The sequence below is a fragment of the Methanoplanus endosymbiosus genome (assembly GCF_024662215.1).
GTDB lineage: Archaea > Halobacteriota > Methanomicrobia > Methanomicrobiales > Methanomicrobiaceae > Methanoplanus > Methanoplanus endosymbiosus.
Window position 1 is genome coordinate 618,183 of sequence record NZ_CP096115.1, and the last position, 25,537, is coordinate 643,719.

General features: G+C 42.9%; 20 protein-coding genes, 4 tRNA genes and 3 rRNA genes. 12 read left to right on the plus strand and 15 right to left on the minus strand.

The window, feature by feature from the left end:
- Positions 1–157: 157 nt before the first annotated feature.
- Together L6E24_RS02540 and L6E24_RS02545 are read left to right on the plus strand one after the other, a co-directional pair.
- Positions 158–1,432: a C45 family autoproteolytic acyltransferase/hydrolase gene (locus L6E24_RS02540; protein ID WP_257743162.1), complete on the plus strand. Its 1,275-nt coding sequence runs from the start codon at positions 158–160 to the stop codon at positions 1,430–1,432.
- Positions 1,433–1,690: 258 nt separating this feature from the next.
- Positions 1,691–3,388, plus strand: a complete 1,698-nt coding sequence (locus tag L6E24_RS02545) for a C1 family peptidase (RefSeq protein ID WP_257743163.1) — start codon at positions 1,691–1,693, stop codon at positions 3,386–3,388.
- A 62-nt stretch (positions 3,389–3,450) separates the two neighbouring features.
- Here L6E24_RS02545 and L6E24_RS02550 read toward each other — a convergent pair whose 3' ends face one another.
- The 5 genes from L6E24_RS02550 to L6E24_RS02570 all read right to left on the minus strand — a co-directional run bounded on the left by L6E24_RS02550 (position 3,451) and on the right by L6E24_RS02570 (position 7,418).
- Positions 3,451–3,969, minus strand: coding sequence for an FKBP-type peptidyl-prolyl cis-trans isomerase (locus L6E24_RS02550; protein WP_257743164.1), 519 nt, complete (start codon positions 3,967–3,969; stop codon positions 3,451–3,453).
- A 333-nt stretch (positions 3,970–4,302) separates the two neighbouring features.
- Positions 4,303–4,374 (minus strand) — tRNA-Arg (locus L6E24_RS02555).
- 166 nt (positions 4,375–4,540) lie between these two features.
- Entirely contained in the window at positions 4,541–5,566 is a 1,026-nt protein-coding gene (hypD, locus tag L6E24_RS02560) for a hydrogenase formation protein HypD (RefSeq protein WP_257743165.1), read from the minus strand.
- Positions 5,567–5,817: 251 nt separating this feature from the next.
- A complete protein-coding gene (locus L6E24_RS02565) occupies positions 5,818–6,381 on the minus strand; it encodes a DUF7504 family protein (RefSeq protein ID WP_257743166.1) in 564 nt (187 codons plus the stop codon).
- Between the two features lie 8 nt (positions 6,382–6,389).
- Positions 6,390–7,418, minus strand: coding sequence for a PAS domain-containing protein (locus L6E24_RS02570; RefSeq protein WP_257743167.1), 1,029 nt, complete (start codon positions 7,416–7,418; stop codon positions 6,390–6,392).
- 164 nt (positions 7,419–7,582) lie between these two features.
- On the opposite strand from L6E24_RS02570, the gene L6E24_RS02575 reads away from it, so the two are divergent.
- From L6E24_RS02575 to rnhC, 5 genes are all read left to right on the plus strand, one after another.
- Positions 7,583–7,798, plus strand: coding sequence for a 4Fe-4S binding protein (locus L6E24_RS02575; protein WP_257743168.1), 216 nt, complete (start codon positions 7,583–7,585; stop codon positions 7,796–7,798).
- Positions 7,799–7,813: 15 nt separating this feature from the next.
- Positions 7,814–8,539 carry a sugar phosphate isomerase/epimerase family protein gene (locus tag L6E24_RS02580; protein WP_257744066.1) on the plus strand — a complete coding sequence of 242 codons (726 nt, stop codon included), beginning with the start codon at positions 7,814–7,816 and terminating at the stop codon, positions 8,537–8,539.
- A gap of 155 nt (positions 8,540–8,694) precedes the next feature.
- Positions 8,695–9,144: an FKBP-type peptidyl-prolyl cis-trans isomerase gene (locus L6E24_RS02585; protein ID WP_308219138.1), complete on the plus strand. Its 450-nt coding sequence runs from the start codon at positions 8,695–8,697 to the stop codon at positions 9,142–9,144.
- 347 nt (positions 9,145–9,491) lie between these two features.
- Positions 9,492–9,563: transfer RNA gene (locus L6E24_RS02590), tRNA-Thr, on the plus strand.
- Positions 9,564–9,863: 300 nt separating this feature from the next.
- Positions 9,864–10,928, plus strand: a complete 1,065-nt coding sequence (rnhC, locus tag L6E24_RS02595; RefSeq protein ID WP_257743169.1) for a ribonuclease HIII — start codon at positions 9,864–9,866, stop codon at positions 10,926–10,928.
- 14 nt (positions 10,929–10,942) lie between these two features.
- Here the strand turns inward: rnhC and L6E24_RS02600 are convergent, their stop codons facing one another.
- The gene (locus tag L6E24_RS02600; protein ID WP_257743170.1) at positions 10,943–11,101 is read right to left on the minus strand and encodes a DNA repair protein RadA; all 159 of its coding nucleotides are present in this window, start codon (positions 11,099–11,101) and stop codon (positions 10,943–10,945) included.
- A gap of 243 nt (positions 11,102–11,344) precedes the next feature.
- Between L6E24_RS02600 and L6E24_RS02605 the strand changes: the two genes are divergently transcribed.
- Positions 11,345–11,755, plus strand: a complete 411-nt coding sequence (locus tag L6E24_RS02605; protein ID WP_257743171.1) for a carboxymuconolactone decarboxylase family protein — start codon at positions 11,345–11,347, stop codon at positions 11,753–11,755.
- A gap of 249 nt (positions 11,756–12,004) precedes the next feature.
- On the opposite strand, the gene L6E24_RS02610 is transcribed toward L6E24_RS02605, so the two are convergent.
- On the minus strand, positions 12,005–13,756 hold the full coding sequence (locus L6E24_RS02610; protein WP_257743172.1) for a PAS domain-containing protein: 1,752 nt from the start codon (positions 13,754–13,756) through the stop codon (positions 12,005–12,007).
- 44 nt (positions 13,757–13,800) lie between these two features.
- The gene (locus tag L6E24_RS02615) at positions 13,801–14,298 is read right to left on the minus strand and encodes a MogA/MoaB family molybdenum cofactor biosynthesis protein (protein WP_257743173.1); all 498 of its coding nucleotides are present in this window, start codon (positions 14,296–14,298) and stop codon (positions 13,801–13,803) included.
- Between the two features lie 222 nt (positions 14,299–14,520).
- On the opposite strand from L6E24_RS02615, the gene L6E24_RS02620 reads away from it, so the two are divergent.
- The 4 genes from L6E24_RS02620 (at position 14,521) to L6E24_RS02635 (ending at position 17,329) form a co-directional block, all read left to right on the plus strand.
- Positions 14,521–14,913 carry a response regulator gene (locus L6E24_RS02620; protein WP_257743174.1) on the plus strand — a complete coding sequence of 131 codons (393 nt, stop codon included), beginning with the start codon at positions 14,521–14,523 and terminating at the stop codon, positions 14,911–14,913.
- Between the two features lie 193 nt (positions 14,914–15,106).
- A complete protein-coding gene (locus L6E24_RS02625; protein ID WP_257743175.1) occupies positions 15,107–15,718 on the plus strand; it encodes a hypothetical protein in 612 nt (203 codons plus the stop codon).
- A gap of 155 nt (positions 15,719–15,873) precedes the next feature.
- A tRNA-Arg gene (locus L6E24_RS02630) sits at positions 15,874–15,945 on the plus strand.
- A 211-nt stretch (positions 15,946–16,156) separates the two neighbouring features.
- On the plus strand, positions 16,157–17,329 hold the full coding sequence (locus tag L6E24_RS02635; protein WP_257743176.1) for a YwqI/YxiC family protein: 1,173 nt from the start codon (positions 16,157–16,159) through the stop codon (positions 17,327–17,329).
- Positions 17,330–17,497: 168 nt separating this feature from the next.
- Here L6E24_RS02635 and L6E24_RS02640 read toward each other — a convergent pair whose 3' ends face one another.
- From L6E24_RS02640 to L6E24_RS02670, 7 genes are all read right to left on the minus strand, one after another.
- Complete coding sequence (locus L6E24_RS02640; protein WP_257743177.1) at positions 17,498–17,902, minus strand: hypothetical protein; 405 nt, start codon at positions 17,900–17,902, stop codon at positions 17,498–17,500.
- A 171-nt stretch (positions 17,903–18,073) separates the two neighbouring features.
- Positions 18,074–19,312 (minus strand): aldo/keto reductase, encoded by a 1,239-nt coding sequence (locus tag L6E24_RS02645; protein ID WP_257743178.1) that lies wholly within the window; start codon positions 19,310–19,312, stop codon positions 18,074–18,076.
- 264 nt (positions 19,313–19,576) lie between these two features.
- A 5S ribosomal RNA gene (gene rrf / locus L6E24_RS02650) occupies positions 19,577–19,698 on the minus strand.
- Positions 19,699–19,806: 108 nt separating this feature from the next.
- Positions 19,807–22,733 (minus strand): 23S ribosomal RNA (locus tag L6E24_RS02655).
- A gap of 148 nt (positions 22,734–22,881) precedes the next feature.
- A tRNA-Ala gene (locus L6E24_RS02660) sits at positions 22,882–22,954 on the minus strand.
- Between the two features lie 79 nt (positions 22,955–23,033).
- Positions 23,034–24,502 (minus strand): 16S ribosomal RNA (locus L6E24_RS02665).
- The 16S, 23S and 5S rRNA genes sit together here with 1 tRNA gene alongside, the layout of an rRNA operon.
- 552 nt (positions 24,503–25,054) lie before the next feature.
- The gene (locus tag L6E24_RS02670; RefSeq protein ID WP_257743179.1) at positions 25,055–25,522 is read right to left on the minus strand and encodes a hypothetical protein; all 468 of its coding nucleotides are present in this window, start codon (positions 25,520–25,522) and stop codon (positions 25,055–25,057) included.
- Positions 25,523–25,537 lie beyond the last annotated feature (15 nt).

Below are 25,537 nucleotides of genomic sequence, written 5' to 3' on the forward strand. Positions count from 1 at the left end.
TCGTTGAGTATCACTGCCGGCGGAGACAAATAATTCTGACGTCCGGAAATATGTAATATATCCCAGTGGCAGCATTAACTGATGTTAATGCCGGATACTATACCGGAAAACAAAAACCGGCAGGGCCTACAGCCACAGGGAAAATCTGTAGTTCAGGATGATTTCAAAACATTTTTGGATGTCGCTGACACATGCAGAAACATATGAAAGTCTGGTACCTTCCTCTGGTACTGGTTCTGATAGTTGCAGTGCCAGTCGCAGGGGTTCTTCTCTTACACCGGCTGATGCCGGAAATGACAGTCAGCTGACCAAAGTAGGCGTCTTTGAGGACGGAACACGGTATGAGGCAGGCCCGTACCACGTCGTCGTTCTCTCCGGTACCTACCGCGAGATGGGCAGGCAGTATGGCGCCCTGATGACAGATGAACTTAATTCCGAATATGAGATGCTCCGGTCCCGTTTCACCGCAAACGGCTACACAGAAACGGAAGTTTATGAGTCAGCCAGAGAAACGACCTCCCTGCAGGCAAAGCGGATAAAGGAGATCCGGGCCGGCATCGCGGAGACGTCCGGCCTCACCCCTGAAGCGGTTGACATCCTTTACGTTTTTTACGTTGTGATGCCGGTCTCCTTAGGATTTTCCGGCGAGAAAACCGGATGCTCATTCCTTGCCGCCTGGGACAACTACACAACAGACGGTTCGGTGGTTCTCTCCCGGAACTGGGACCTTAATGAAGAATTCCTGGCCTTTAAGCCATACTACACCCTTGCGGTCTACAACCCGACTGACGGGAGCAACGGTGTTGCAACGTTCGGACCGGCAGGAGGATTGCCGGAGACCCTGATGAACAGCGCAGGGCTTTTCATCGCTGAGGACAACGGGGGATCTTCCGGCAGTTCCCTGGAGGTCGCCGGCAGGCCCATGATCGTCGGCGAGTTCTTCCGGATGATGCTTGACTATTCCACCATAGAGGAGCTTGATGCCGTAATCATGTCTACCCTGACAAATTCTGCATTTATCGTGAATGCGGCCGGACCGGATATGGTTTACTCATATGAAGAGAGTATCTGGGACATCAAGCGCCGCGAGGGAGAGGGTGTGATTGCGGCCGCAAACCATTTTGTTGACCCGTCATGGCGATTGGACACAACAGGGATTGACAACTCGGTCACACGCTACAACAACCTGCTCAACCTCGCCGAAGAGAACAAGGGGTCAATCGATGCAGAGCGGATGATGGCCATCCGTGATGTCCTGTATGAAGATGGCGGTGCAACCTTCGAGCATTATACGGTTGAACTCAATGGCATGACAGGAACAGGCTCGACGGTGTACAGGGTTGTCTATGTCCCTGAAACACGGACGTTCTGTATGAAGGTCATCGACGAGGACTGGCAGCAGGTCGAACTTGCACCGCTCTTCTCGGTCTGAACCAGAACATTAAGGAAGATATCTTTGAAAAACAGAGATATGTCCGGTACACCGGACATCTTCTATGCAACTTATTTTATTTCTATTTCTCCTGTATCGGCCACCTAAGACTGGCATACCAGCCTCAGAATTTTGTTCCCTGCTTAAAAACCCATAAGTCACAGATAAAGAGAAGGCGAAGGGATAAATCAGCGATGATAAAATAGTAATTCTTCAATGAGGGGAAACTTTTAACGTTTAACCCATACATTTTTTTCTATGAATATCCGGTCCATCGCTACCATCCTTATTGTAGCTATATTAATCATCTGTGCTATTGTCCTTATAACCGGCACTGGTACGTTATCCGGTACAGATTCCAAAACTGCATCCGGTAATACACCGGGTGAAACCTCCGGCACTGGTTTAGAGGGTGTATCCGGCAGTACTTCGGGCAGTAATAACAATATGCCCGGAAATGTGCTTCAAAGTGGAAATACCGGTATGCAGGAGCCTCAGATACTCCCGGCATCTTACGACTTACGTGATGTAAACGGAAAATGCTATATAACTCCGGTTAAAACACAGACAGGCACACTCCCTGACGGACAGCCGGACACCAGCAAAGCGGTCGGCACATGCTGGGCCTTTTCTGCCTGTGCGGCACTTGAGAGTAGTCTTCTTAAACAGGGAATTGTCTCTGGTCCCGACTCGCCCGCTGCAAATCTCTCAGTATGGCACATGGGGAACTGGAACGGATACAACCATCCGGTATATATCTATAACAATGCCTATATGCCAAACAGCACACTCTCAATTGGCTATACGGAAACAGAACCTGTGATAAGGGGCTGGGGCGGAGATCACAGGTACGCAACCGATTATCTCATCAGCGGCAAAGGTCCGGTGCTCAACCACTACGCACCGTTCCCGCTCGATGACATGCAGGAGAAAAAGGAACTCACTAAACCCCCTGAGAAACTTCCTGTCTCTTACATGCTCCGCGAAACCGTTGACCTGTCCCGCCCGGAGTATGCCACTGACGGGGATTTCCGGAAGGCAGTCAAAGAAGCGGTGATAAAATACGGTGCCCTTGTCTCTTTCATGTACACCCACCCTTCTATATATCCGGGGTTTGAAGAGACTCCTATCTTCAACCGCACTTCAGGAGACTATTACTTCAACGGGACAGGAGACGGGATCTTACCTGCAAGCTTAAACCATGCCGTCACGATTACAGGATGGGATGATAACAGAGTTATTCCGGGAGCATCCGAACCGGGGGCCTGGCTCATTAAAAACAGTGCCGGAACAAATTTTGGTAATGACGGGTATATCTGGATATCCTATGCTGATGAAATGTTTTTGAAAGGCTATTGCATGGCTGTTGCATTCATCGCCGACAGTGGTGAAGGTTATGACACCACCCATCACTATGAAACACACGCCGGAGCACTCTCCGATACTGCCACAGAACCCTATGAGATCTCATGGGATTATCTGTCAGATGGTTTTGCCGCCGAAAATAAGGACTCGTGGGCATGTGCCCGTTTCACCGCTGAGGAAGATGCAGACCTTGGAGCGGTTGGGTTTATGACCCTCAATAAAAATGAGACAGTCATGATAGATGTCTATGGCGGGTGGGATGAATCAGATAATCAGCCGGATACTGACAGGCTCCTTCTCTCAGACAATACTGAAATACCTGAGAAGGGTTATCATCTCATCGATCTGAGCCGGCAGGTCTCGTTAAAGAAGGGCGAAGAGTTCATTATAGCACTCGGATTTAAGGCAAAGGGAGATACAGCAGAAATAACCGAGCCGCTTGTTTATGTCACTGATGATGCACCACAAACAGGAAAAACATTCAGGCTGACACCTGGAATAGTGAACGAAAAGGACAGATGGGAAGATTACGCAGGCTTACACAACGGAAGTATCTTTTATGTGCAGGGGTTTATGGCTTCTCCGGATTAACCGGCATCCCATTTTCCTTTTATCTGCCTCTACGTAACCTCCCAAAAAATATAATTGCCTTTTCAGGCCCCTGCAATAACAGAGTCAAGGGTTATTGTGAACTGAAGGTCCTTTCCCACAAGTGGTTTGTTTGTATCAATAGTTACTGAATCTTCAGTGATATTTGTAAAGAGATAACTATAATATTTCCCTCCCGGAGGAAGATATTCTATCATAGGGCAGGGATAACCCGGAATGAGTGATACTGTCACATTTGCCTTGTCCATGCTGCTTACTAAATCCATACCCTCACTTAACGGAACTGTCCTGACAAGACTTTCGTTTTTTTCTCCGTATGCCTCGTCCGGAATTAAAACGACAGTCTTTGTCTGACCCGGAGACATACCTCTGATTGCCCTGTCAAATCCGGGGATCACAGCCCTGGTTCCAAGTGTAAAATTAAGGGGCGAACCGTTCATATTCGACTCAAATACGGCACCACCCGGAAAAGAGAGAGAATAGTATACACTGACCTCATCACCTGCTTTTGCAGGGGCATTGTTATCCGTTGCATAACTCCCCCGCAAGCGATAGCCCTGCAATGAACACTCCAACCAGAATAAGAGCTATGATTACTGTTCTTTAGCTCATTCTAAATCATAAATCACAGATTGAGACTAATATCCTAAAATTACCCGTACTTTATTCCAAAAAGACCATATCATTTCCAATTTGAGTGACAGAACAGGAATATTCCTTACTTCATCATAGATAATTGACTTGACCATAATACACCATATATCCCCCCAATTACAAAAATAGCACCAATTATAATAATATCTGATCCAATTTGATCATTTGCCTTTTGAAATGAGCGGAAGTGGAGTTGTAAAATCATTAGAATCAAAAAAGGGATTGCGTAATTAGATTAATCACGCCCCGACCGGGATTCGAACCCAGGTCGAAAGCTCCGGAAGCTTCCAGGATATCCACTACCCTATCGGGGCATAACACTGGTTAAAATGTCTAACAACTATTGGTTCTGAACACAGATAAAAATATCAGATATGATCCGGAAAATTCCGGCCATACATATCACTGTAATCTATAATATCCCAGCAGGAATAACCCTGTTCCCGTCCGAAAAACCCAGTTTCTGCCTGAGTAACTCTGTTATCTCTTCTGATTATACAATGCCCAGATTTTACATGCACCTTCATGGCTGACCATACACGGGCCGACAGGATTTTGCGGTGTGCAGGCTTTGCCAAAGAGTTTGCAGTCGGTTGGATCGGCAACTCCCCTTAACACCTTATCACAGATACAGGCTGAATGCTTCTCAACATGCTTTATTTCTACATCAAACTTCTTTAATGCGTCATATTTCTCAAATTCAGGCTTTAGTTTAAGGCCGGAATCCGGAATGACAGGAAAGCCCCTCCAGTCCACATCGTGTGATTCAAATACCCGGTATATCATATCCATGGCCTTCTTATTACCTTCTCTTGATACAGCACGCGGATAGGCGTTTTCAACCTCGCCTCTTCCTTCCTTCACCTGCTTTACAAGCATATACAGGCCGAGTAAAATGTCATCCGCTTCAAAGCCTGCAACAACCTGAGGCACTTTAAACTCTTCATACTCTTCATATCCGGCCACGACACAGACATGTCCGGGGAGCATGAATCCGTCAATCTGTGCCTCACCCTGCTCAAGAAGGTATTTCATTGCCGGAGGAACAAACCTGTGGCAGCATACAATACTGAAATTGTCCGGCGGGTCTGTCAGCAGCGTGGCAGCAACTGTCGGTGCGGTTGTCTCAAATCCTACGGAGATGAAGACTACTTCTTTGTCTGTCTTCTCCGCAATTTCAACCGCCTTATGAACGCCCTGCACAACGCGGACATCGCCGTCTATATTATCAAGTGAACCCTTAGTGCCGGGCACTCTCATCAGATCGCCGTAGGTTGCTATGATGCAGCCCTTTTCAGCCATCTCTATTGCAGCATCGATCTCACCCTGCGGTGTAATACAGACCGGGCAACCCGGCCCCATTACAATCTTTAAATCTTCCGGAAGAATACTTCTCAGGCCGGATTTTGCTATTGCAGCCTCATGTGTGCCGCAGATATGCATGAATGTATATTTCCGGTCAACAATATCATCAAGTGCTTTTTTAATATCCTTTCCATCAGCCATAGTTAAAAAGCATTTAAATTTAATATGATATATTCATATTCAAAAAGTTTCAGATTTGTTCTGTTATGAAATATCTGCCGGCATTTACAGGTCAGGAATCTCTTCAGATGTCAGTCCGTGTTTTTGTGAGATATATCCGGGAGTTTTACGCCCTTATATTCAGAAGGCAGATGCAGTGATGACAGAGATTATTTTGGCCGGATTTTGCCATTATTTAAGGTTTATAACAGATTTGGCAGGTCATAATAATTTTAACCGGAAAAAAACTCATTTATCTCTTCTTTATCCTCAATTACAGCGTCAACAAAGGTTCTCAGCTGCATGAGAAGTGCCGGATTGATCCCTCCTCCGGTGGCCATAAAAATTCCCTTTGAATTTTTAAGCCTTATTTTATTAACTATAAAATGCAGAAACCGGGTGATCTTATCTGAGGATGTATATATCAGCATTGAAGTGACAGAATCAAACAGAAAAACGATTCTGTCATTTTCGATATTGCCCAGTATTTTGGTGATTGCAATGCCGATCTCAGTGAGGTTTTCAGGGGTGCTGATGTACTGAACTGAATCTGAATTTCCGGGGTTTGATCCAAGGGCGTATCTGGTTATCAGATCTATAAAATATACATTTTTCATCTCAACGCCTTTTAATTCATACTCTTTAGTTAATATGGAAGCAGGCAGGTTGGATGTAATTATTACGACATTATAATTATTTTTGGCCAGAACTGAAGTTAATGCTATATTCTCCTCTTTTAAGTCCATGGCATCGGATAATATCAGAACAAGGCTATTATCACTAAAACTCCTGCTCATATTTGAGACTAATTATCAAAATATTCTTTGTATTCTGCCGGAATTTCATCATAACTGCCGATTATAGTCTGTGTCAGTTCCCTGAGATTGTGGGTAATCTGTTCTGTATTTTTGATCTGAACCTGAAGGTGTATCAGAAGATCTTCTTTGCTGAGGTTGTCTTTTTTGAGCAGTTCTACAAGGTTTATCAGGTTTATTCTCACAAGTTCCGAGGGGTTTCTCAGGCGCATAACTGCTTCTGAGATGTATTTGATCATTGTGTCAAACATCCTCTTTTCCAGGGTTATGTCGGTTGCAATTACGGATGCCCCTTTGATATTGCCGTATTCATCATATATTGGGTAATTGCTTATGAGTACATTGAGTTTCTGACCGGATTTTGTAACCCTGACAACCTCAATAATATCCATCGTTTCTCCTGAGAATACTTTGTTCAGTTCTTTTTCAAAAAATTTCATTCTGTCAGGAGGCACTATTACTGATACATTTTTTCCGGTCATTTCGTCTTCTTTAAAACCGTACATCCTTTCAGCACCTTTATTCCAGGATATGACAGAATAGTCCTGTGAAATCACTATAATTGCATCGTTGGAGTGATTAATAATCTGTGACAGGTACTCATGTTCGGCTTTGTACTTCTTTCTATCAGTAAAATCCTTTACAGCAAAAATAATCCGGGTTTCACCACCAATCCGGATGCAGGACGCGTTAATATTTAAAAATAATTGTTTATTTTCTTTATTTGTGCCTTTTAATTTAATATTTGTGATTTTTCCGGGATTTTCAGTAATATCTCTGATAAATTCAGATTCTCCGGATTGTTCGCTCCTGGATCCGTCATTTATCAGATTTACTGCATTTAACTCTGAAAATTCTTCAGAATTATAACCAAATATTTTTTCTGCATTTTCATTATGATAAATGATTCTGCCGGATGTACTGATTATTATCAGTCCGTCCGGAAAAACTGAGATTATCTCTTTTAGTGTCTCAGAATTAAATCCGGCCAATCCGTTTGATTTTTCATTATCAGACATATTTTCACACCATTAACAATTTTCCCAGATAAAGCAACTGACATTTTAGATAAAATATCACATTCATTTATTTTGATTTTAAATGATTAAATAATATTTCTGTTTAATCCCACAGGGGAACAGTTATTGTATATCAGTTAAATATTAATCATTATTGGATTTTCATGGTAATAAAAGAGGTAACCACAGAGAAACACGCATTTATAGATGTAAATAAATGTGTATTGTGTGGTTCATGTCAGGAAAAATGTCCGGAGTCTGCAATTGTGTATGATTCTGAAAATGACTGCTTTGTTGTGTTAAAGGGAAGATGTATTGGTTGTGGAATCTGCATAAAATGCTGCCCTTACGGCATTCCTGAACTGAGAGATATAATATAATTATTTGTGATTAATATGATGCTTGGAATATCAACCCACTGCCTGATGGAAATGCCGCTGGAAAATGCCCTTTCAGCACTGGATAAAGTCTGTGACGTTGTTGAAATTATGAATGATGGTATGCATCATATTGAAAATCCTGACATTCCTCTGCTTTTTGATTATAAATATTTTATGCACGCGCCTTCCAGGAGTGTGAATATCGCATCTCATCTCGAACCGATAAGAAAGGGCAGTGTAAAGGTCATATCTGATACTATTGAAATTGCGGCACACATCAATGCCCACGGTGTTGTTTTTCATCCGGGATATTTTGCCTGGGAGAGAGATCGCGATGTTGCAGCATTTCAGCTTCAGAAATCACTTCTTGAATTAAAGGCGTTGTCTGACGAATATTCAGTTCCTGTGTTTGCCGAAAATATGACCAACTGGCCGTATTTTTTTCTCAGAACTCCCGGTGATCTTCCCCTGATAACGGATTTTGGATTTGTTCTTGATGTAGGGCATGCAAATCTGAATTCCTGTCTGGATAAATTTTTGCAGGCAAAGATTTCACACTTTCATCTTCATGATAATTACGGTGCTGATGACGATCATTTTGCGATTGGAAGAGGAAATATTGATTTTGAGCCGGTTTATGATGCCATCCGGAAGAATGACTGCTCGGCAATAATTGAGGTTGGATCGTTTGAGGGGGCAAATAGAAGTTATAGTCTTGTTAAGGAAAAACTTGGGATTTGAGGCCAGGTCTGTACTCCGGAGGAATGATGGCCTGTATTCTTCTCTTTTGGCTTTATGCGGGATGAAGCACTATTGAGTCATTTCACTCATAATTTTCGTTTATCTGAAGTATTTCCCGGAAGAAATATATGCCGCCGGGATCAACGCCTTTCTCTATGACAGAAGAATCTGCCTATGCAAAAAAGGGTGACACCGTAAGAATTCATTACACCGGAAAACTTGAAGACGGCACTGTATTTGATTCATCAAAAGGAAAAGAGCCTATTGAGTTTGTTATCGGTGGCGGGATGGTAATTTCCGGCTTTGAAAACGGAGTGTTAGGCATGAAACCCGGAGAAGAGAAGACCAATGAGATTCCGGTTGAGGAAGGATATGGGGAGAGGAATGAGCAGCTGGTCCTGGAGATTGCAAGGAGTTCACTTCCGGAAGAGTGTGTGCCGGAACTGGGCATGCAGCTGCATATTCAGCAGTCGGAAGGAGCTGTTCTTCCGGTTGTGATCACAGATATTACTGAAGAAAATGTTACTATTGATGCAAATCATCCTCTTGCAGGGCTTCCTCTTACATTTGATATAGAGCTTGTTGAGATTGTATCTGAAGAATAATCTTTCAACCTGAAATTTTTTTTAAACAGTTTTATGGAATATTTATCTGTTTCATTCATCATCTGAGAATGGGAAGAGAGCCTGTTCATTGGATGCACGATTATGTTATTTTGCTGCGTGTCTGCTCTCTGCACCGGATAAATCCGGTGATTGGCGCCCAAATGTTGTCATCTTATTTAAATAATTCCGGTTTTGGACGGCGGGATATCGACAGGATTTTATAGCCTGTACGACGACATTATGATGCAGTTTTGATTGCCTCAGTGGTTCGGCCGGCATAGCATGTCTTTCGTTAAGTATTACTTCAGTCTGACCGTGTCCACAGTGTTTAATTGCAATATAAAAGCGCCTTTGTGGCATAGAGGCATTGCGCGTCCTTGGTAAGGACGAGGTCGCGGGTTCAAATCCCGCCAAAGGCTTGTTTTTCGTTTTATATCATTTTAACAAATTCTGGATACGCAGATTTATATCTTTAGCTTATTTTAGGTTATGACCCGTTATATCAGATTTATCCCGGTTAATATCCGGAATCTGTGAGCCGGCGTATCCCCAAATAAAATATTATTTCTGTGCATCAAACGGTTGCCGTATAGTTATTCTGCATTGTGCTGCCTGTGCCATTAATATAATTGTTAATCTCTGGCAAATATGATGTCTGGCTGTGAATATGTGGGACTCTGGTAAAATAGCATTAAATATTGAAATTATGGTCTTGTGATATGGCTGCAAAAGATGATCTCGCGGTATTATTCGATGAAATATGCCGGAATATGAAGAAAAACAGTATTGCTGTGGATAGCTTAAAGAGGATCAGCTATGGCATACAGTTTAAAATGAATATAAACGGTAGTCCGGAGAATATGAGAATTTATCAGAATGGCAAAGGAATTATAAAATACGATTATTCTCAGATCAAAAGAAAGGAATACCTGCCAATGGTAAGAGAAATTATCGAGGAGAGCAATGAACCCGGCTCTTTTACAGGGAAGATGAGGGGGAATATCCAGTCAAATTTTGATAAGTTCGCAGATGCCGGTAACAATTCTGCACATATTAATTCATCAGGAGAACTCCGTATTGCAGGATCTGGTTTGAATCAACGTGAGCGTAACAGTGGCAGAGGTGAATACGACCTTGGTTATCCGGTTATAGGTACAGATGAATCCGGAAAAGGAGATTACTTTGGTCCTCTTGTCACTGCCGGAGTTCTTGTGGATGAAATTTCTGCACTTCAGCTGAAATTTCTTGGTGTTAAAGACAGCAAGGAGATGAATGATTCCGACATTAAATTAATCTCCGGAAAGATACGTGAAGTCTGTAAGGGCAGATATGCTGTTACTGAAGTTATGCCGGAGAAGTATAATGAATTGTATTCTCGGTTCAGAGCAAAGAATGAAAACTTAAATGATCTGCTTGCATGTTGTCATGCCGAGGTTATCGAGGATATCTTATCCGGAAATATATGCAGAAAGGCCCTCGTTGATAAATTTGCGGATGACAGGGTTATTCTGGATAAACTACGCGGTAAGGGAAAGGAGATTGAGATCGTTCAGCTGAACAGGGCTGAGCAGAACATTGCAGTTGCAGCAGCATCCATTCTTGCAAGATCGGTATTTGTTGAAGGCATGGAGAGACTCTCTGAGGAGTACAGTATCATGCTGCCAAAGGGTGCATCGCCGGCTGTAATTGCTGCCGGAAAAAAATTTGTTTTCAGATATGGAAAATCAGATCTGAAAAAAGTAGCCAAAGTTCATTTTAAGACTACAGGACAGATTGTCTCATAGGTAGTATTATCCGGCTATTTACTCATCATTGTCGTTCCGCATTCCGGGCACTTAGTCTCCCTGCATGGAACTCCCCTTATTTTGTCTGTTTCATAACCACAGTCCGGACAGATACATTTTGTCGGTGCATCTCCCCTTCTCTGCCTTCCATACTGCTGATTTTTATCGACCATTTAAGTTACCTCTCTTCTGGATTGATTTTTGATAGGATATATTTTTTGGTGATTAAATGCAGTAACTCATGATATTTTCAGGCCAGGACCACTATAACTCTGAATTTTATTATAATCCTCAGAAATTATCGGATAATGTCAAACTGATTCCGGCACTGGCATATAATAAATAAGTCAGTGAGCTGCTGAAAATTGTAAATGTAAATAGTAAATATTTACTGCTTCAAGTTTAAAATCACAGCTATGAATGATAAATCAAAGAAAGCCATAGAGGAATTTCTAAGCAGCAGAGATGATATAAGTGCTGAAATACTTGAAGAGTCAAAGGAGTTCTTTGGCAGAGTTCCCTTTATCCTTGATATACTTAAGGAAAGACCTAAATCTTTTGTTTTCAACACGCTTGGTGATTTTGAGACCTTAAGACCAAAGAGCCTTGATGATGCCACAGCAGAACTTATTTGTGTTGCATCCGCAACCGCACTCGGTGCAACCGCCTGCCTTAAAGTCCATATCGGTGCTGCACTGAAAGCCGGTGCAACAATGGATCAGGTGCTTGATGCAATTATGATTCCGGCTGCACTTGGAAGAACATCAATTCTTGCACCATCCTTAAGAGTTTTTAAAGAGTGCAGGGATAACGAAATGTATGAATAATTGTCGGTGAAGTTTTCCGGAAAGGAAATGGCATCCGGGACTGTTAAGGGATGAATTCCGGGATGGGAGGAGATATTTTGAATACAGTTATAAAGCCGGAAAGTCTGCCGGATCAAATTATCCTGTATGTGGCATATGTATTGCTGCATGCCCGTGGACACAGAAATATATCAGAAAATCCATGAATAACTGTGATAGTTGCTTAAGGGGATGAAGCAGGAAGCATATGATCTTTAGCTCATATGTAGTTCACTTTGCTTCTCTCCAGTTTCTCTGAGGCACGGTTATCTCAAAACGGACACCATTTCCTACAGTTCCATTTTCAGTTATGGTGATTTCAGTGATATCAAAGATTTCCCTGGAAAGGAAGAGGCCAAGGCCGGTATTTTCACCAAATCCCTGGTTAAATATCTCATCTTTGATGTCTTCAGGAATTCCTCTGCCATCGTCTTCAACAATTATTTTACCTTTTCCTGAATTATCTGTGAAACATGAGACCTGTATTTCAGTAATTTCTCCGCCATGCCTGAATGAATTTTCAAAGAGGTTATAAAATATCTTTTCAAGCATGATGTCTGCCAGAACTTCAAAATTATCTCTGCATGACGTGAATGTAATGCCCTCATAATCAAGAAGGCTGAATGATTTGCAGGAGACTTCCCTGACATTCTGCCATACAGGTTCTTTAAGGCCCAGACTCTGGTAATCTTTGGCAAACTCAATCTGGGCCTGAATTTTTTCTACTGCTGAGAATATTATATCCAGATTTTCGGATGCTGTACTGTGTTCTTTACATTCATCCCTTAACAGTTCAAGGAAAAGGGTTACTCCGGTAATCTGGTTTAATATATCATGCCTTGTTATTCCGGACAGGAGGTTTAACTTTTTGTTTGCGGTCTTCAGTGCTTCCTGGTAACTTTTTCTCTCCGTAATGTCCATTATTATGCCGATAATTCTTAATGGTCTGCCATTCTCCCATTTAACGATCTTACCTATCGCATGCACCCAGATGAGATGCCTGTCCTTTGTAAGGTTGCGGAATTCGGCCTCGTAATAGTCACTCTTTTTATTGAGGTGCTTCTTAAATGATCTATTGAGTATTTCCATATCTTCCGGAAAGATATTCCTTCTCATCAGTTCAGGATCGCTTTTTATCTCTTCGGCTGTATATCCGTATATTTTTGAATACTGGTCATTAATCTCTATATTTCCGGTTGAATAATTCCAGTCCCAGACTCCAAGCTTTGTGCTTTTAAGAGCAATATCAAACCTTTCTTCTGATTCGGCAAGTTTTATCTCAGCATTTTTGAGATTAGTGACATCATTGAAGGTTATTACAATCTCATTGGATGACAGTTTATAGATGTAATGATCCCTCCAGCCCGGAATGTTGGTGCTGCTGTAGTATCTTGCAGGTATTCTCAGTGGTTTTTCTGATTGAAATACCATATTTATCTCCGGGATTAGGTGCATAAATGAATATTCTTTCTTTAAATCTGTTATCAGTTTTCCTTTAATTTCTTCCGGAATAAAACCCTCAATCTCTCCTGCTGAGAAATTTGTCTGATCTATTATATACTCTGATTTTTTTTCTTCCGGTTTTAATATACAGACTCCGCTGCTCATATTGTTTAGCAGTTCACGAAATCTGGAGTCACTTTTTGATACTGTGGTCAATAATTCAGCTTCTTTTCCGGCAAGGATCGCCACAACAAGAGATATTCCTATGAATACACAGAATCTGATCAGTGCATGTATAAACAGTTCATTGCTGTATGTTGTGTAACTGAGTACAAAGAGGAGGTAAATGAAGCTTAGAAATAATGAATAGACTAAACCTTTTCTTAAATACCAGTATGATGAGAGTATTATTGGTATGTAATAGAGGTGCGGAAATACTGCAAAGAGATTTTCATTTAAGGATATGAAACTAACTAAAATACAAAGAGCGGATGAAATTATTATTGTTGTTATTTTAAGTATTTCAATCAGATTTTTCATATATCTGCCCGCCATTTATAGTTAGTATTTACACTGGATTACTGTTATTTTATTGATTTATCTGCGTGGGTTATTATGTGGGATGCTTCTTTTAAAATTATTTTTTCCATTGCAAGTTTTACTGCGGCATTTGATCCCGGTATGCAGAATACTGCTTTTTTATCAATAATTCCTGCGGTTGCCCTTGAGAGTATGGCTCTTGTACCTACATCGTCAAAACTTTTAAGCCGGAAATATTCTCCGAATCCGTCCAGTTTTTTCTGAAAGTGTGGTTCTATAGCTTCTATTGTGCAGTCATCCGGAGTTATACCTGTTCCTCCGTTAAATACAATGAAATTAGAGGATTCAAGTGCTTTTTTGAGTGATTTTATGATCTCTTCTTCAATGTCCGGGACTATATCATAGTAGTTCACGTCTATACTATGAAGTTTAAAGAGTTCACAGATTATTTTTCCACTTGTGTCAGTATCTTTGTTTCTGGTTGTTGAAACAGTGATCACACCTGCATTTATTGCAACATTGGAAATATGTGATGAGTCCATGGTACAGATATTGGTTTTTAGTTATAATTACTTTTTTAGTTGATGGCAGGACATTATGAATATCATTTATGAGAATCATTTAATTTGTATTTTTTATCATTGTAGGGATTTAGTGCCTTATTTGTTTTTATTTGCAAATTATTCCGGACATTCATTTTTTTAAAATATGAATAATTTTAAGTATTATGTTGTGTATATGTGGGATGTAAACGGATTGTTAATATGATTAGTTCTGAAATGCCACTGAATAAAAAGATACTTATTGCGGAAGATGAGGCAATTGTTGCTATGGGGATACAGGATACCCTGAAATCTTTTGGTTATGGCATTTCCGGGATTGTACAGAGTGGTGAAGAAGTTTTCAGACATCTTGCTGAAGAAAAACCTGATCTTTTAATTATGGACATTAATCTTAAGGGCAATCTTAATGGCATTGAAACGGCTGAAAAGATCAAATCTGATTTTGACATCCCGGTTATTTTTCTGACAGCCTATTCAAAAGATGAAATTTTAAGGAAATTTTCCAAGCATGAACCCTTCAGACATCTCAATAAGCCATGCAGGCCATCTGATCTATTTGATGAGGTTGAATCTGCTATAGCAGATTCCGGCTGAATGACATACCCTCATGACTGAAGTCGTGGGCTTCCTGCCTGCTGTCTCTGTAGTTTTCCTATGGATTATTTCCGGAAGTCCGTTTTTTTCTGACTCTTAATGTATAATCTTTTTATATCTGGGTGACATAAAAAAAGATAACATGGATGGTCGGGGTTTTTACTTAGTTATTATTTTAACGATATTTTCAGTTATGATTACATGCGGCTGTACCGAACTTCCGGAAGAGATTGAGGAGACTTTTCTGGCCCCTCCTCCAACAGGCACAATTACTCCGCCTCCGACTCCCGCAGAATATATTCCTGTGTATGTGAATTACTCAACGCCAGTTCCAACTCCCATTCCTGAGGCCAGGCCGACTTACACCAATCCTCCGGAAGATATGGGAGTTAAGATAAATTATTCTCTGATCTATGATTCTACCCATCATTTCAAAGGGGACGTTATATCTTTTGACTATGATCTCATTTATCCGCCCATGATAATTGAATATGATGCAACAACAGTAGGAATCTCTGATACAAAGAGTGGCAAAAGTCAGTTTGGAGATAAGGACAGTTATTCCGTGACTACAACAAATCCAAATCCGGCTGCATTTTATTATATACGTGTATATGATGACTGCTCCGGCGAGCTGATTAAAGAAACCGGAATTGATCAGTTTGCAAAGCTTAGCCAGAGAGGGGAAATGAAAATATTCGCACCCGGAAAGATGCATATTGAATTATATGGCAATATTGCAGATGTCAAAACTAAGATCCATGTCGCGCCCGATAACATAAATGCAACATCTGCACCCTGCTGAAAATCCAGAATTTTATTTTTTTCAGGCACACATATCGCCGATTGACTGCTTAATTTTGAAACAGACCACACATTGGCATTTTACAATGACCAATTTAATTTCGGCAGACATATATGTGAGATGATCCAATGTATGTAGGCAACTCTAATGTGAGTGTCCCGATAGGGTAGTGGATATCCTAGAAGCTTGCGGAGCTTTTGACCCGGGTTCGAGTCCCGGTCGGGGCGTATCTAAAAACGTTCAACCCTCTTTTTTACAGATTCACTTATCTGAGATCAGTTCTGTATTTTTAGTTTATTCCTCAAAATTTGGATATGATACAATTGTCCGGAGATGGATAGTGAATATTCATCAGTATTTTTGGGTTAATCCGGAGATAGGAGTGTGTACAATACATTATGCTTATTGCATTTTGCCAATATACTAACAGTAGTTAATATGAAAATTCGGGATTTTACCAGGAGAGGCGGCAGACAGAAAAATATTCCAAATTGTGTACCGAATGTTACAGAAAGCCCTGTTTTAAGGAATATAATTGTATTTTGTCTTCTGATTGCAGCACTTTCTTTTGCCGGGTGTATATCAGCAGACTTAGCTGATGACAGTCAGAAATATCCGGGAATATCATATGAAGGCAGTCCGGAATATGAAGAATCACTTTATGATTTTAAATTCCGGGACAATATAGCCTCATTAAATATTCCGGTTGACAGCAATCTCTACAATACTGCAAAAAATACAGATAAAAGCGCTTATCTTACTGACGAAGAGAGCAGCACAAATGAGTGGTCAAAGGAATATTATAAATCTTTCATAAATGACCCTGATCTTGAAGAGACATATGGATCTGTAATATCCGGACTTCAGGGCATCAAAACAGGAATGAATCTTGATGATGACGGTTATGCAGAATTAATTACAGCTTTTGTCCAGTCCATACCCTATAAAACTGATAATGAAAACCCGGACCCAAAATTTCCGGTTGAGACAGTATATGAAAAGAGCGGGGACTGTGACGACAAGAGCATTCTTCTGGCAGGGCTTTTACAGAAGGAAGGTTATGACGTTGTTCTCTTTGAATTCATTGATGAAGAGCATATGGGTGTCGGAATTCTCTCGCCAGGATGCGGATATGCAGGAACTGATTATGCCTACATCGAAGCAACAGATATAAATCTCATCGGGTGGCCTGATATTACTCTTGACGGTGACATAAAAATTACCGAAAAACCGTTTGTAATTCCGGTTGCGGGCGGAGATAAAGGATATGGCAAATGCAAAGAAGTAATGGCAATATATGAGAAATATCAGAATTCCGGGAATAAAATTGATGAACTCGAACCTGAGATTAGCAGACTGAAAAGAGAGACTGAGTCGCTCCATGCCGAAATTCTGACAATGGATTCTGAGATGGAAGGGCTTGAGACTTCAGGGAAGGTTAAACGTTATAATGACCTTGTTCCGGAATACAACTCACTTGTTAAAGATTACCAGGCACTGAACTCAGAATATAAAGATATTCTGAATGAATATAATGGATATGTAGAGATTCACAATATGATCATTGATAATCAGCACGATCGTCAGGGACTTTATGAATATTTATTCTGAAAATACTGCCCCTGACAAATCTCTGAAAATTTTTAGCGGAAAATAATGAAGAATGGCCAAAATGCCGGAATTATTTTTATGGTGGATTTATAATGGGATGTAATGTAACTTCTGTTTTTGGCCATTCGGACGTATCATCATTATTTTAACATTTAAAATGGGTAAATATTATTCTGCCGCTATCAGCTGACAGACATCTATATTTAGATCATTGTGGATCTCTTTCAGGATTTCAACTGCAGTGTCGTAGTCACCTTCTGATATTAAAAGTCTGATCTCTGTAATATCATATCCGTCTTTTTCAAGTTCTTCAAGGCACTCAAGAGGAGTTAGGGGGACTGTCGGATCACGTGGTCTTGGGGGGAGTTCTTTGTCAGTATATTCTTCTACTAATTCTATTTCCTGAACAGAATCGGTGGTTTTTCCGGATATTTTCTTTAAAATACTGGTATTGGATGAAGCAGAGGCTTCCGAGTATTCAATTGCTGATACTGTGGGAACTGCAAGGATCATTGCAAGCATCAGAAGTGATATACACCGGATAATCGTGCTTTTATTCTCTTTTCGTATCATATTTTTATTTCCATATATTGTATTCTGACGAATCCACTCAGGGACTCTATTAAAAAAAGGCATTATAAGGATATAAATGCATAAAACACTGATGTTTATATGAGTTAACCGGAATGTTATATGCCGGGATTAAAATGGTTGCAGTTTTTTTATTCCTTCAGCCATAATTTCTTACCGGACTTTCTTTTTTATTTTCAGAACTTCGGATATTTTACCCCTTAAAGTGAGATAAAAACCTGCAATGCCGGAGAATGCTTTGGTTACAGGGGTGTCAAAGTCCTTTGCAACTTCCTTTAAACGAAGGGGAATGTCTATATGCTGAGGGCAGGCTTTTTTACATCTCCCACAGCCTGTGCAGAGTGAAGCATGGGATTTTTTTCCGTCCATGATACCGTGGCTTCTGAATACATACTGCCATTTTGCCCAGTTTCCGTTCTTGAACATATGATAACTGTTGTAATATTCAAAGCAGGACGGGATATCAACACCGGCAGGACAGGGCATGCAGTACCTGCATCCCGTGCAGCCGACTTTCATAGTCTCTTTGTATTTATCCCTGACTTTGCCGATAACTATTAGCTCATCTTCAGATAATGAGGCAGGAAAGGCATCCTCTGCAACTCTGATATTCTCCTTCACCTGATCTATAGATGACATTCCGGAGAGTACTGTTGTAACTTCCGGATGATTCCATACCCACCTCAAAGCCCATTCAGCAGGAGTTCTATGGACTTTTGCACTCTTCCAGATGTCCATAATGTTCTCCGGAATATTGCCTGCAAGATTACCACCTCTCAGAGGTTCCATCACCATTACTGCAAGTCCGGATTTTGCAGCGTACTTAAGACCTTCTGTTCCTGCCTGATTTTTCTCATCAAGAAAGTTGTACTGAATCTGGCAGAATTCCCAGGGATAGGCATTAACAACATCTTTGAATGACTCAATATCACCATGAAATGAAAAACCTGCATTCCTGATTCTTCCGGAGGCTTTTTCCAGGTCCAGAAATTTCTTTATTCCAAGGTCGTCCAGATTATGCCAGCTCTCACCGGACAGACTGTGAAGCAGGTAATAATCTATATATCCGGTCTTCAAATCTTTCAGCTGTTTTTCAAATATACGACTTATATCATCCGGATTTCTGACTGACCAGTGGGGCAGTTTTGTTGCGATGAAAACTTTATCCCTTAAACCTTCCTTTTCAAGGAAATCTCCGATAAAAGATTCGCTCTGTCCTTTGTGGTATGGAACAGCAGTATCAATATAATTAACACCGTTTTCTATTGCATATGCAAGCATCTCAGATGCCTTTGCCCTGTCTATTCTTCCGGCAGTTTCCGGAAATCTCATTGCACCAAAGCCAAGTACAGGAAGTTTATCACCGGTTTTGGGTATTATTCTGTGCTGCATCCTTTTCCCTCAGTGAATAACCTTATAGTCTGCTTATGGGTTATATTTCTTATGAATTACAGACTTTAAACATGATAAACAAAGATTCCGGAGTGAACTACCTCTGGGCTAAAGACCAAGGGGATTTACGCTAAATTTTTAAAAGTGCATAACAGCCGGTTATACAAAATAGATTAGAAACAATCTAAACACAGGATTTCAGGAATAGCTTAACAGCTGACACTGGCATAATAACTTTTCAGAAGAGACAATCACTCACATAAGCAATTGCAGCGTTAGGTGGTTCCCAAGAACTCTCGTATCTTAGTACAGCACCCAACGTGGGCGGGCTTAACTGCCGGGTTCGAGATGAGTCCGGGTGTTTCCCCGCCGCTATGGCCGCAATCACAGACCGGACATCAGGTCATGAACCTGAATTATTGTCTGCAATTATCCGGCATATTGGCATTCACACAACGATTTCGTCTGGATTTTAACGGTTAAGTAATGTTTCCGTTGCCGAATTATCGGACTTTAGTACCTGTGGACTGAACACGTCGTTGCCTTCGTGCGTACATCCCAGGTCTATCAAACGGGTCTTCTACCCGCGTCCTGTGACGGAGTCTCTTTTCAGGTCAGGTTTCAAGCTTAGATGCTTTCAGCTTTTATCCCTTATCGCGTAGCCACCCGGCATTGCCCTGTCGGACAACCGGTCTACCAGTGGCGACGACGGAAAGTTCCTCTCGTACTATTTCCATCTTACCTTCAGACTCCCGACACCCCATATAGATAGTAACCGACCTGTCTCACGACGGTCTAAACCCAGCTCACGATCCCCATTAATAGGCGAACAACCTCACCCTTGGCTGCTGCTGCACAGCCAGGATGGAAAGAACCGACATCGAGGTAGCAAGCCGCCGGGTCGATATGTGCTCTTGCCGGCGACGACTCTGTTATCCCCGGGGTAGCTTTTCTGTCGTCAATAGCACTCATCAAAAGCGCGTATTGGTTCGTTAGACCCGAGTTTCCTCTCGCAGATACTTGCTATTCGTATCAGCGTCAGGCCAACTTTTGCTCTTGACACTCTTCTGTGAGTTTCTGACTCACATGAGTTGACCTTGGGGCACCCTTGATACCTTTTCGAGGGTGTGGCGCCCCACCCAAACTGCCTACCTACCGATGTCCTCGTAAACGAGTTAGTGTTACAGTAAACCAAGGATGGTGTCTCAGATTGCGACTAACCTGCCCCCACAAGGGCAGGATCAAAGTCTCCCATCTACTCTGCGCAAGGAATACCGTAACACAACGACAGGCTGCAGTAAAGCTCCACGGGGTCTTCACTTCCCATATGGGGTCCCTAGCCTCTGCACTAGGATAAAATGTTCAACGGACTTGTGTTTGGGACAGTAGGACTCTCGTTAATCCATTCATGCAAGTCGCCAATTAAGCGACAAGGTACTACGCTACCTTAAGAGGGTCATAGTTACCCCCGCCGTTTACGGGTCCTTCGTCCGGTTGTACCCGGTTTTCAGATGCCCGCACTGGGCAGGAATCACAGACTATACTAGTCGTTTCCGAGTTGCAGTCTGCTATGTTGTTATTAGACAGTCGGAGTCCCCGAGTCACTGCGACCTGCTTGATCTCCAAGCAGGCACTCCTTATTCCAAAGTTACGGAGCTATTTTGCCGAGTTCCCTAAACACAATTAAACCGATACGCCTTGGCCTTCTCAGCCAGGGGCACCTGTGTCAGATCTCGGTACGGTCATCTGGCCCCCTTTTCACGGGCTCCAGGAATTTGCTGTATTACTTCATCACGCTTTCACTCAATTCTCACCATTGCGGTTCTCCAAGAGCTTATACGATTAAACAGGGCGACGGCCCTGCACAGCATATCCCGAAGCGTCAGGATTATTGGCCGATGGTACAGGAATATTAACCTGTTTCCCTTTCGACGTACTCGAGTTACGATACACCTTAGGACCGACTAACCCTCGACTGACGAACATTGTCGAGGAAACCTAGCCCCTCCGGCGGATGGGATTCTCACCCATCTAATGCTTCTACTAATGCCAGAATTCTCATTTCTGCACGGTCCACAGGAGCTTACACCCCTGCTTCTGCCCATGCAGAACGCCTCTCTACGCCATCATATTAATATATGGTCCGTGGTATCTGTGGTAGGTTTGAGCCCCGTCCATTTTCTGCGCCCCAAACCTAGACTGGTAAGCTGTTACGCACTTTTTAAAGGGTAGCTGCTTCTAAGCTCACCTTCCAGTTGTTTTTGGCCTGGGACCTCATTTAGTGTTTACACTTAACCTACACTCAGGGACATTAACCACGGTCTGGGTTGTCTCCCTTACGCACTACAAGCTTACCCCGCAGTGCGGACTTCCGGACTTCTCAGATGACGGGGAATTCGGAGTTTGACAGCAGGGTAAGGAATTTCTTCCCCAACTCCCACAATCAGTGCTCTACCTCACCGTCTATCTCCATCCAGGTCATGCTACGGCATGTTTCGAGAGGAACCAGCGGATGCCTAGTTCGATTGGCCTTTCACCCCTATACGCAGGTCACACGAATGATTTGCATATCAATACCGCTTCGGCCCTCCACGCAACTTTCGTCACGCTTCAGCCTGCCCACGCATAGATCACTAGGCTTCGGGTCTTATCCTGCCGACTTCACGCACTTTTAATACGTCGTCCCATGTGCCGTAAGGCACTACGAACCTGTCGCTTTCGCTTCGGCTTCCCGCAGGGTTAACCTCGCCGACAGAATAAACTCTCTGGCCCGTTCTTCAAAACGTAAGTTATGACGCTGGCAATACCGCCCATACTACAGCCTCGCGGCTGATTCTTTCGCGGTAAAGATCCTTTAACGCCATAACACACCATCGCCTGCCAGTTTCAGGCACTTTTAACCACCTTTTCAGGGTTACTTTTCAGCTTTCGCTCACGCTACTATTACACTATCGGTTTCGAGGAGTATTTAGTTTTGGAGGTTGATGACCCCCGGATTCACGCGAGAATTCCAACCCGCGCTACTCAGGACACCACATATATGTGAGAGATTTACGTGTAGGGGACTGTCACCCTCTTTGGTTTGACTTTTCAGAACAAATTCCACTTCATATCTCACAAAAACAGTGGGCCTATCAACACCACATCTCCCGTTGCCGGGATTCAGTTTGAACTCTGTCGTTTTCGATCGCCTTTACTAACGACATCTCGTTTGATTTCTCTTCCTCCCCCTACTGAGATGTTTCAATTCGGGGGGTTACCGATCGTTACCGATCGTGACTTAATGTCACAGGATGTCCCATTAGGGTATCTCCGGATCATAGAATCCTTGCGTCTTCCCGGAGCTTATCGCAGCTTGGCACGCCCTTCGTCGGCACTCGAACCGAGCCATTCACTGACAGGCAGAACGTAATTCAGCATTTTATCGGTTTAACCGTTAAAATCCATTTAACGTCGTTGTGTGAATACCTATACACGGCCTCAAAGAGTCCTTACTGACTCTCAGCCCTTCCCCGTCGATTCACATCAACGGGTGCATTGAAAAGCCGTAAAGTTAGACTTTACGGCTATGGACCCAGGGGGATTTGAACCCCCGGCCTCGGCGTTGCAAACGCCGCGCTCTTCCAGCTGAGCTATGAGCCCTCTGCTTTTTATTTATGTTAACACTGACAATTTTACAGTTTGTTTAATAACCGCTAATTACCCCTCACGATATTTCGTTAGGAGGTGATCCAGCCGCAGATTCCCCTACGGCTACCTTGTTACGACTTAACCCCCCTTGCGAAACCTAGATTCGACTGCGGCAATTAACCACAGCCTCATCCAAACCTCACTCGGGTGGTTTGACGGGCGGTGTGTGCAAGGAGCAGGGACGTATTCACCGCGCTATGTTGAAACGCGATTACTACGGATTCCAGCTTCATGTGGGCGAGTTGCAGCCCACAATCCGAACTTGGGACAGGTTTAGGGGATTGACTACACTTCTCAGTGCCGTTACCCATTGTCCTGACCATTGTAGCCCGCGTGTAGCCCGGATAATTCGGGGCATGCTGACCTACCGTTGCCCATTCCTTCCTCCTCTTTAGCAGAGGCGGTCCCAACAGTGTCCCCATCATTCCGGAGAACATGCTGGCAACTGTTGGCGTGGGTCTCGCTCGTTGCCTGACTAAACAGGATGCTTCACAGTACGAACTGACGACGGCCATGCACCTCCTCTCAGCTGGTCAAACAAAGTCTTCAACCTGGTTATCATTCCGCTGTCTTATCCGGTGAGATTTCCGGCGTTGAGTCCAATTAAACCGCAGGCTCCACCCGTTGTGGTGCTCCCCCGCCAATTCCTTTAAGTTTCAGCCTTGCGACCGTACTTCCCAGGCGGTACGTTTCACGGTTTCCCTTCGGCACCCCGGAGACTCGTGGTCACCGGCACACCTAACGCACATCGTTTACGGCTGGGACTACCCGGGTATCTAATCCGGTTCGCTCCCCCAGCTTTCGTTCCTCACTGTCGAAGCCGTCCTGGTGAGATGCCTTCGCCATCGGTGGTCCCCCGGGGATTACAGGATTTCACTCCTACCCCCGGAGTACCTCTCACCTCTTCCGGTTCCTAGAACAACAGTTTCTCTTAAACGCCTGCAGGTTAAGCCTGCAGATTTCCCAAGAGACTTATTATTCAAGCTACGAACGCTTTAAGCCCAATAAAAGTGGCCACCACTCGAGCCGCCGGTATTACCGCGGCGGCTGGCACCGGTCTTGCCCGGCCCTTTCTTCGGATGCTTTTTAGACATCCGGACAGCCCGCAGATACGGGCACTCGGGGTTCCCTTATCACAGTTTCCTGCATTGTAAAGTTTTCGCGCCTGCTGCGCCCCGTAGGGCCTGGAATCGTGTCTCAGATTCCATCTCCGGGCTCTTGCTCCCACAACCCGTACCGATTACAGGCTTGTTGGGCCACTACCCCAACAACAACCTAATCGGCCGCAGATCCATCCTAAGGCGCCGGAACTTTCGGTTAAAGAACATTCCAGTATCTTTAACCTATGGAGTATTATCCCCAGTTTCCCGGGGTTATCCTCCACCTTAGGGCAGGTTATCCACGTGTTACTGAGCAGTCTGCCGAGGGTCTTAACCCTCTCAACTCGCATGGCTTAATCGAACCCCGATAGCAGTGACCTCTGGCAGGATCAACCAGAATTAATTGTTTGAAGTACTTACACTTCGGCACACTATCGATTTTTCACTAGTTTATCTAAAAGGAATTAGCGGTTATTAAACAAATTTCCGCATTGTCAGTGCCAACGTCAGAACCGACACCCCCATCCGGGTGCTTTCGGTTCTCCATCTAAGAATCGAGGTAACAATGTTAGGTTTATTGTTATATAAACACATTGTTTTACGATTTACAAAAAGCAGAGGAAAGCATATCTCAGCGAATCCATCTTAGCTTTACTTCCACCCTGTGAAAAAACTCACAGGACTTTCCCGAATTAAACATCACAGCCACCCTGAGGCGTCTGTTCCCGTAATACTTCGGCCTTACAATGTTGTATGCCGCCACATATAAACCCTTGCAGGAAATGATAGAATTTTCAGGAAAAACCCAATCATCCGTAACAAAAAAACGGCAGAACGGCGTTTTTCCATGACATTTTGATCACTCGCGCAAATTGCACCCATGAAGACTGGATGGCCATCAGAAAAAATTCACAATAAAAACGAAGAAAAAATGCTTTGAAAAAAAAATGTCTTATCTTTCAGTTAAAGCATCATGTTTTGTCATAGAATCCGGATTTTTGTAATCCGGCTCTTCCCTTACAGGAGTATCTTCCTCAAGTACTGAATTACAGGCAACACCATCAGAATCCTTATCAATACCATGAACATCACCCTTCCCAATGCTCATACAGTAGTCATAACATCTCTGCGCATCAGACTTTGAATCAAAATCCTGACAGTCATAACAGTTTCCCGCACAGCTGCATACGCCGGAAAAATCACTACAGGCATCAGAACCCTTCACCACATCCGGTTCATTATCAGTGCACCCACAGGAAATCACAGATAATATCAAAATTATCATCAAAATTCCGGCAAAAATATATCTGTTAAATCTTCGCAATTCAGAATTCCCACCGGATAAATTGACACCAGCGCATAAATTACAGTTATCAGAGAGAAGAACAACCCTATAGCATTTCTTAACTTTATTTTTCATATTAAAACCCCCCAA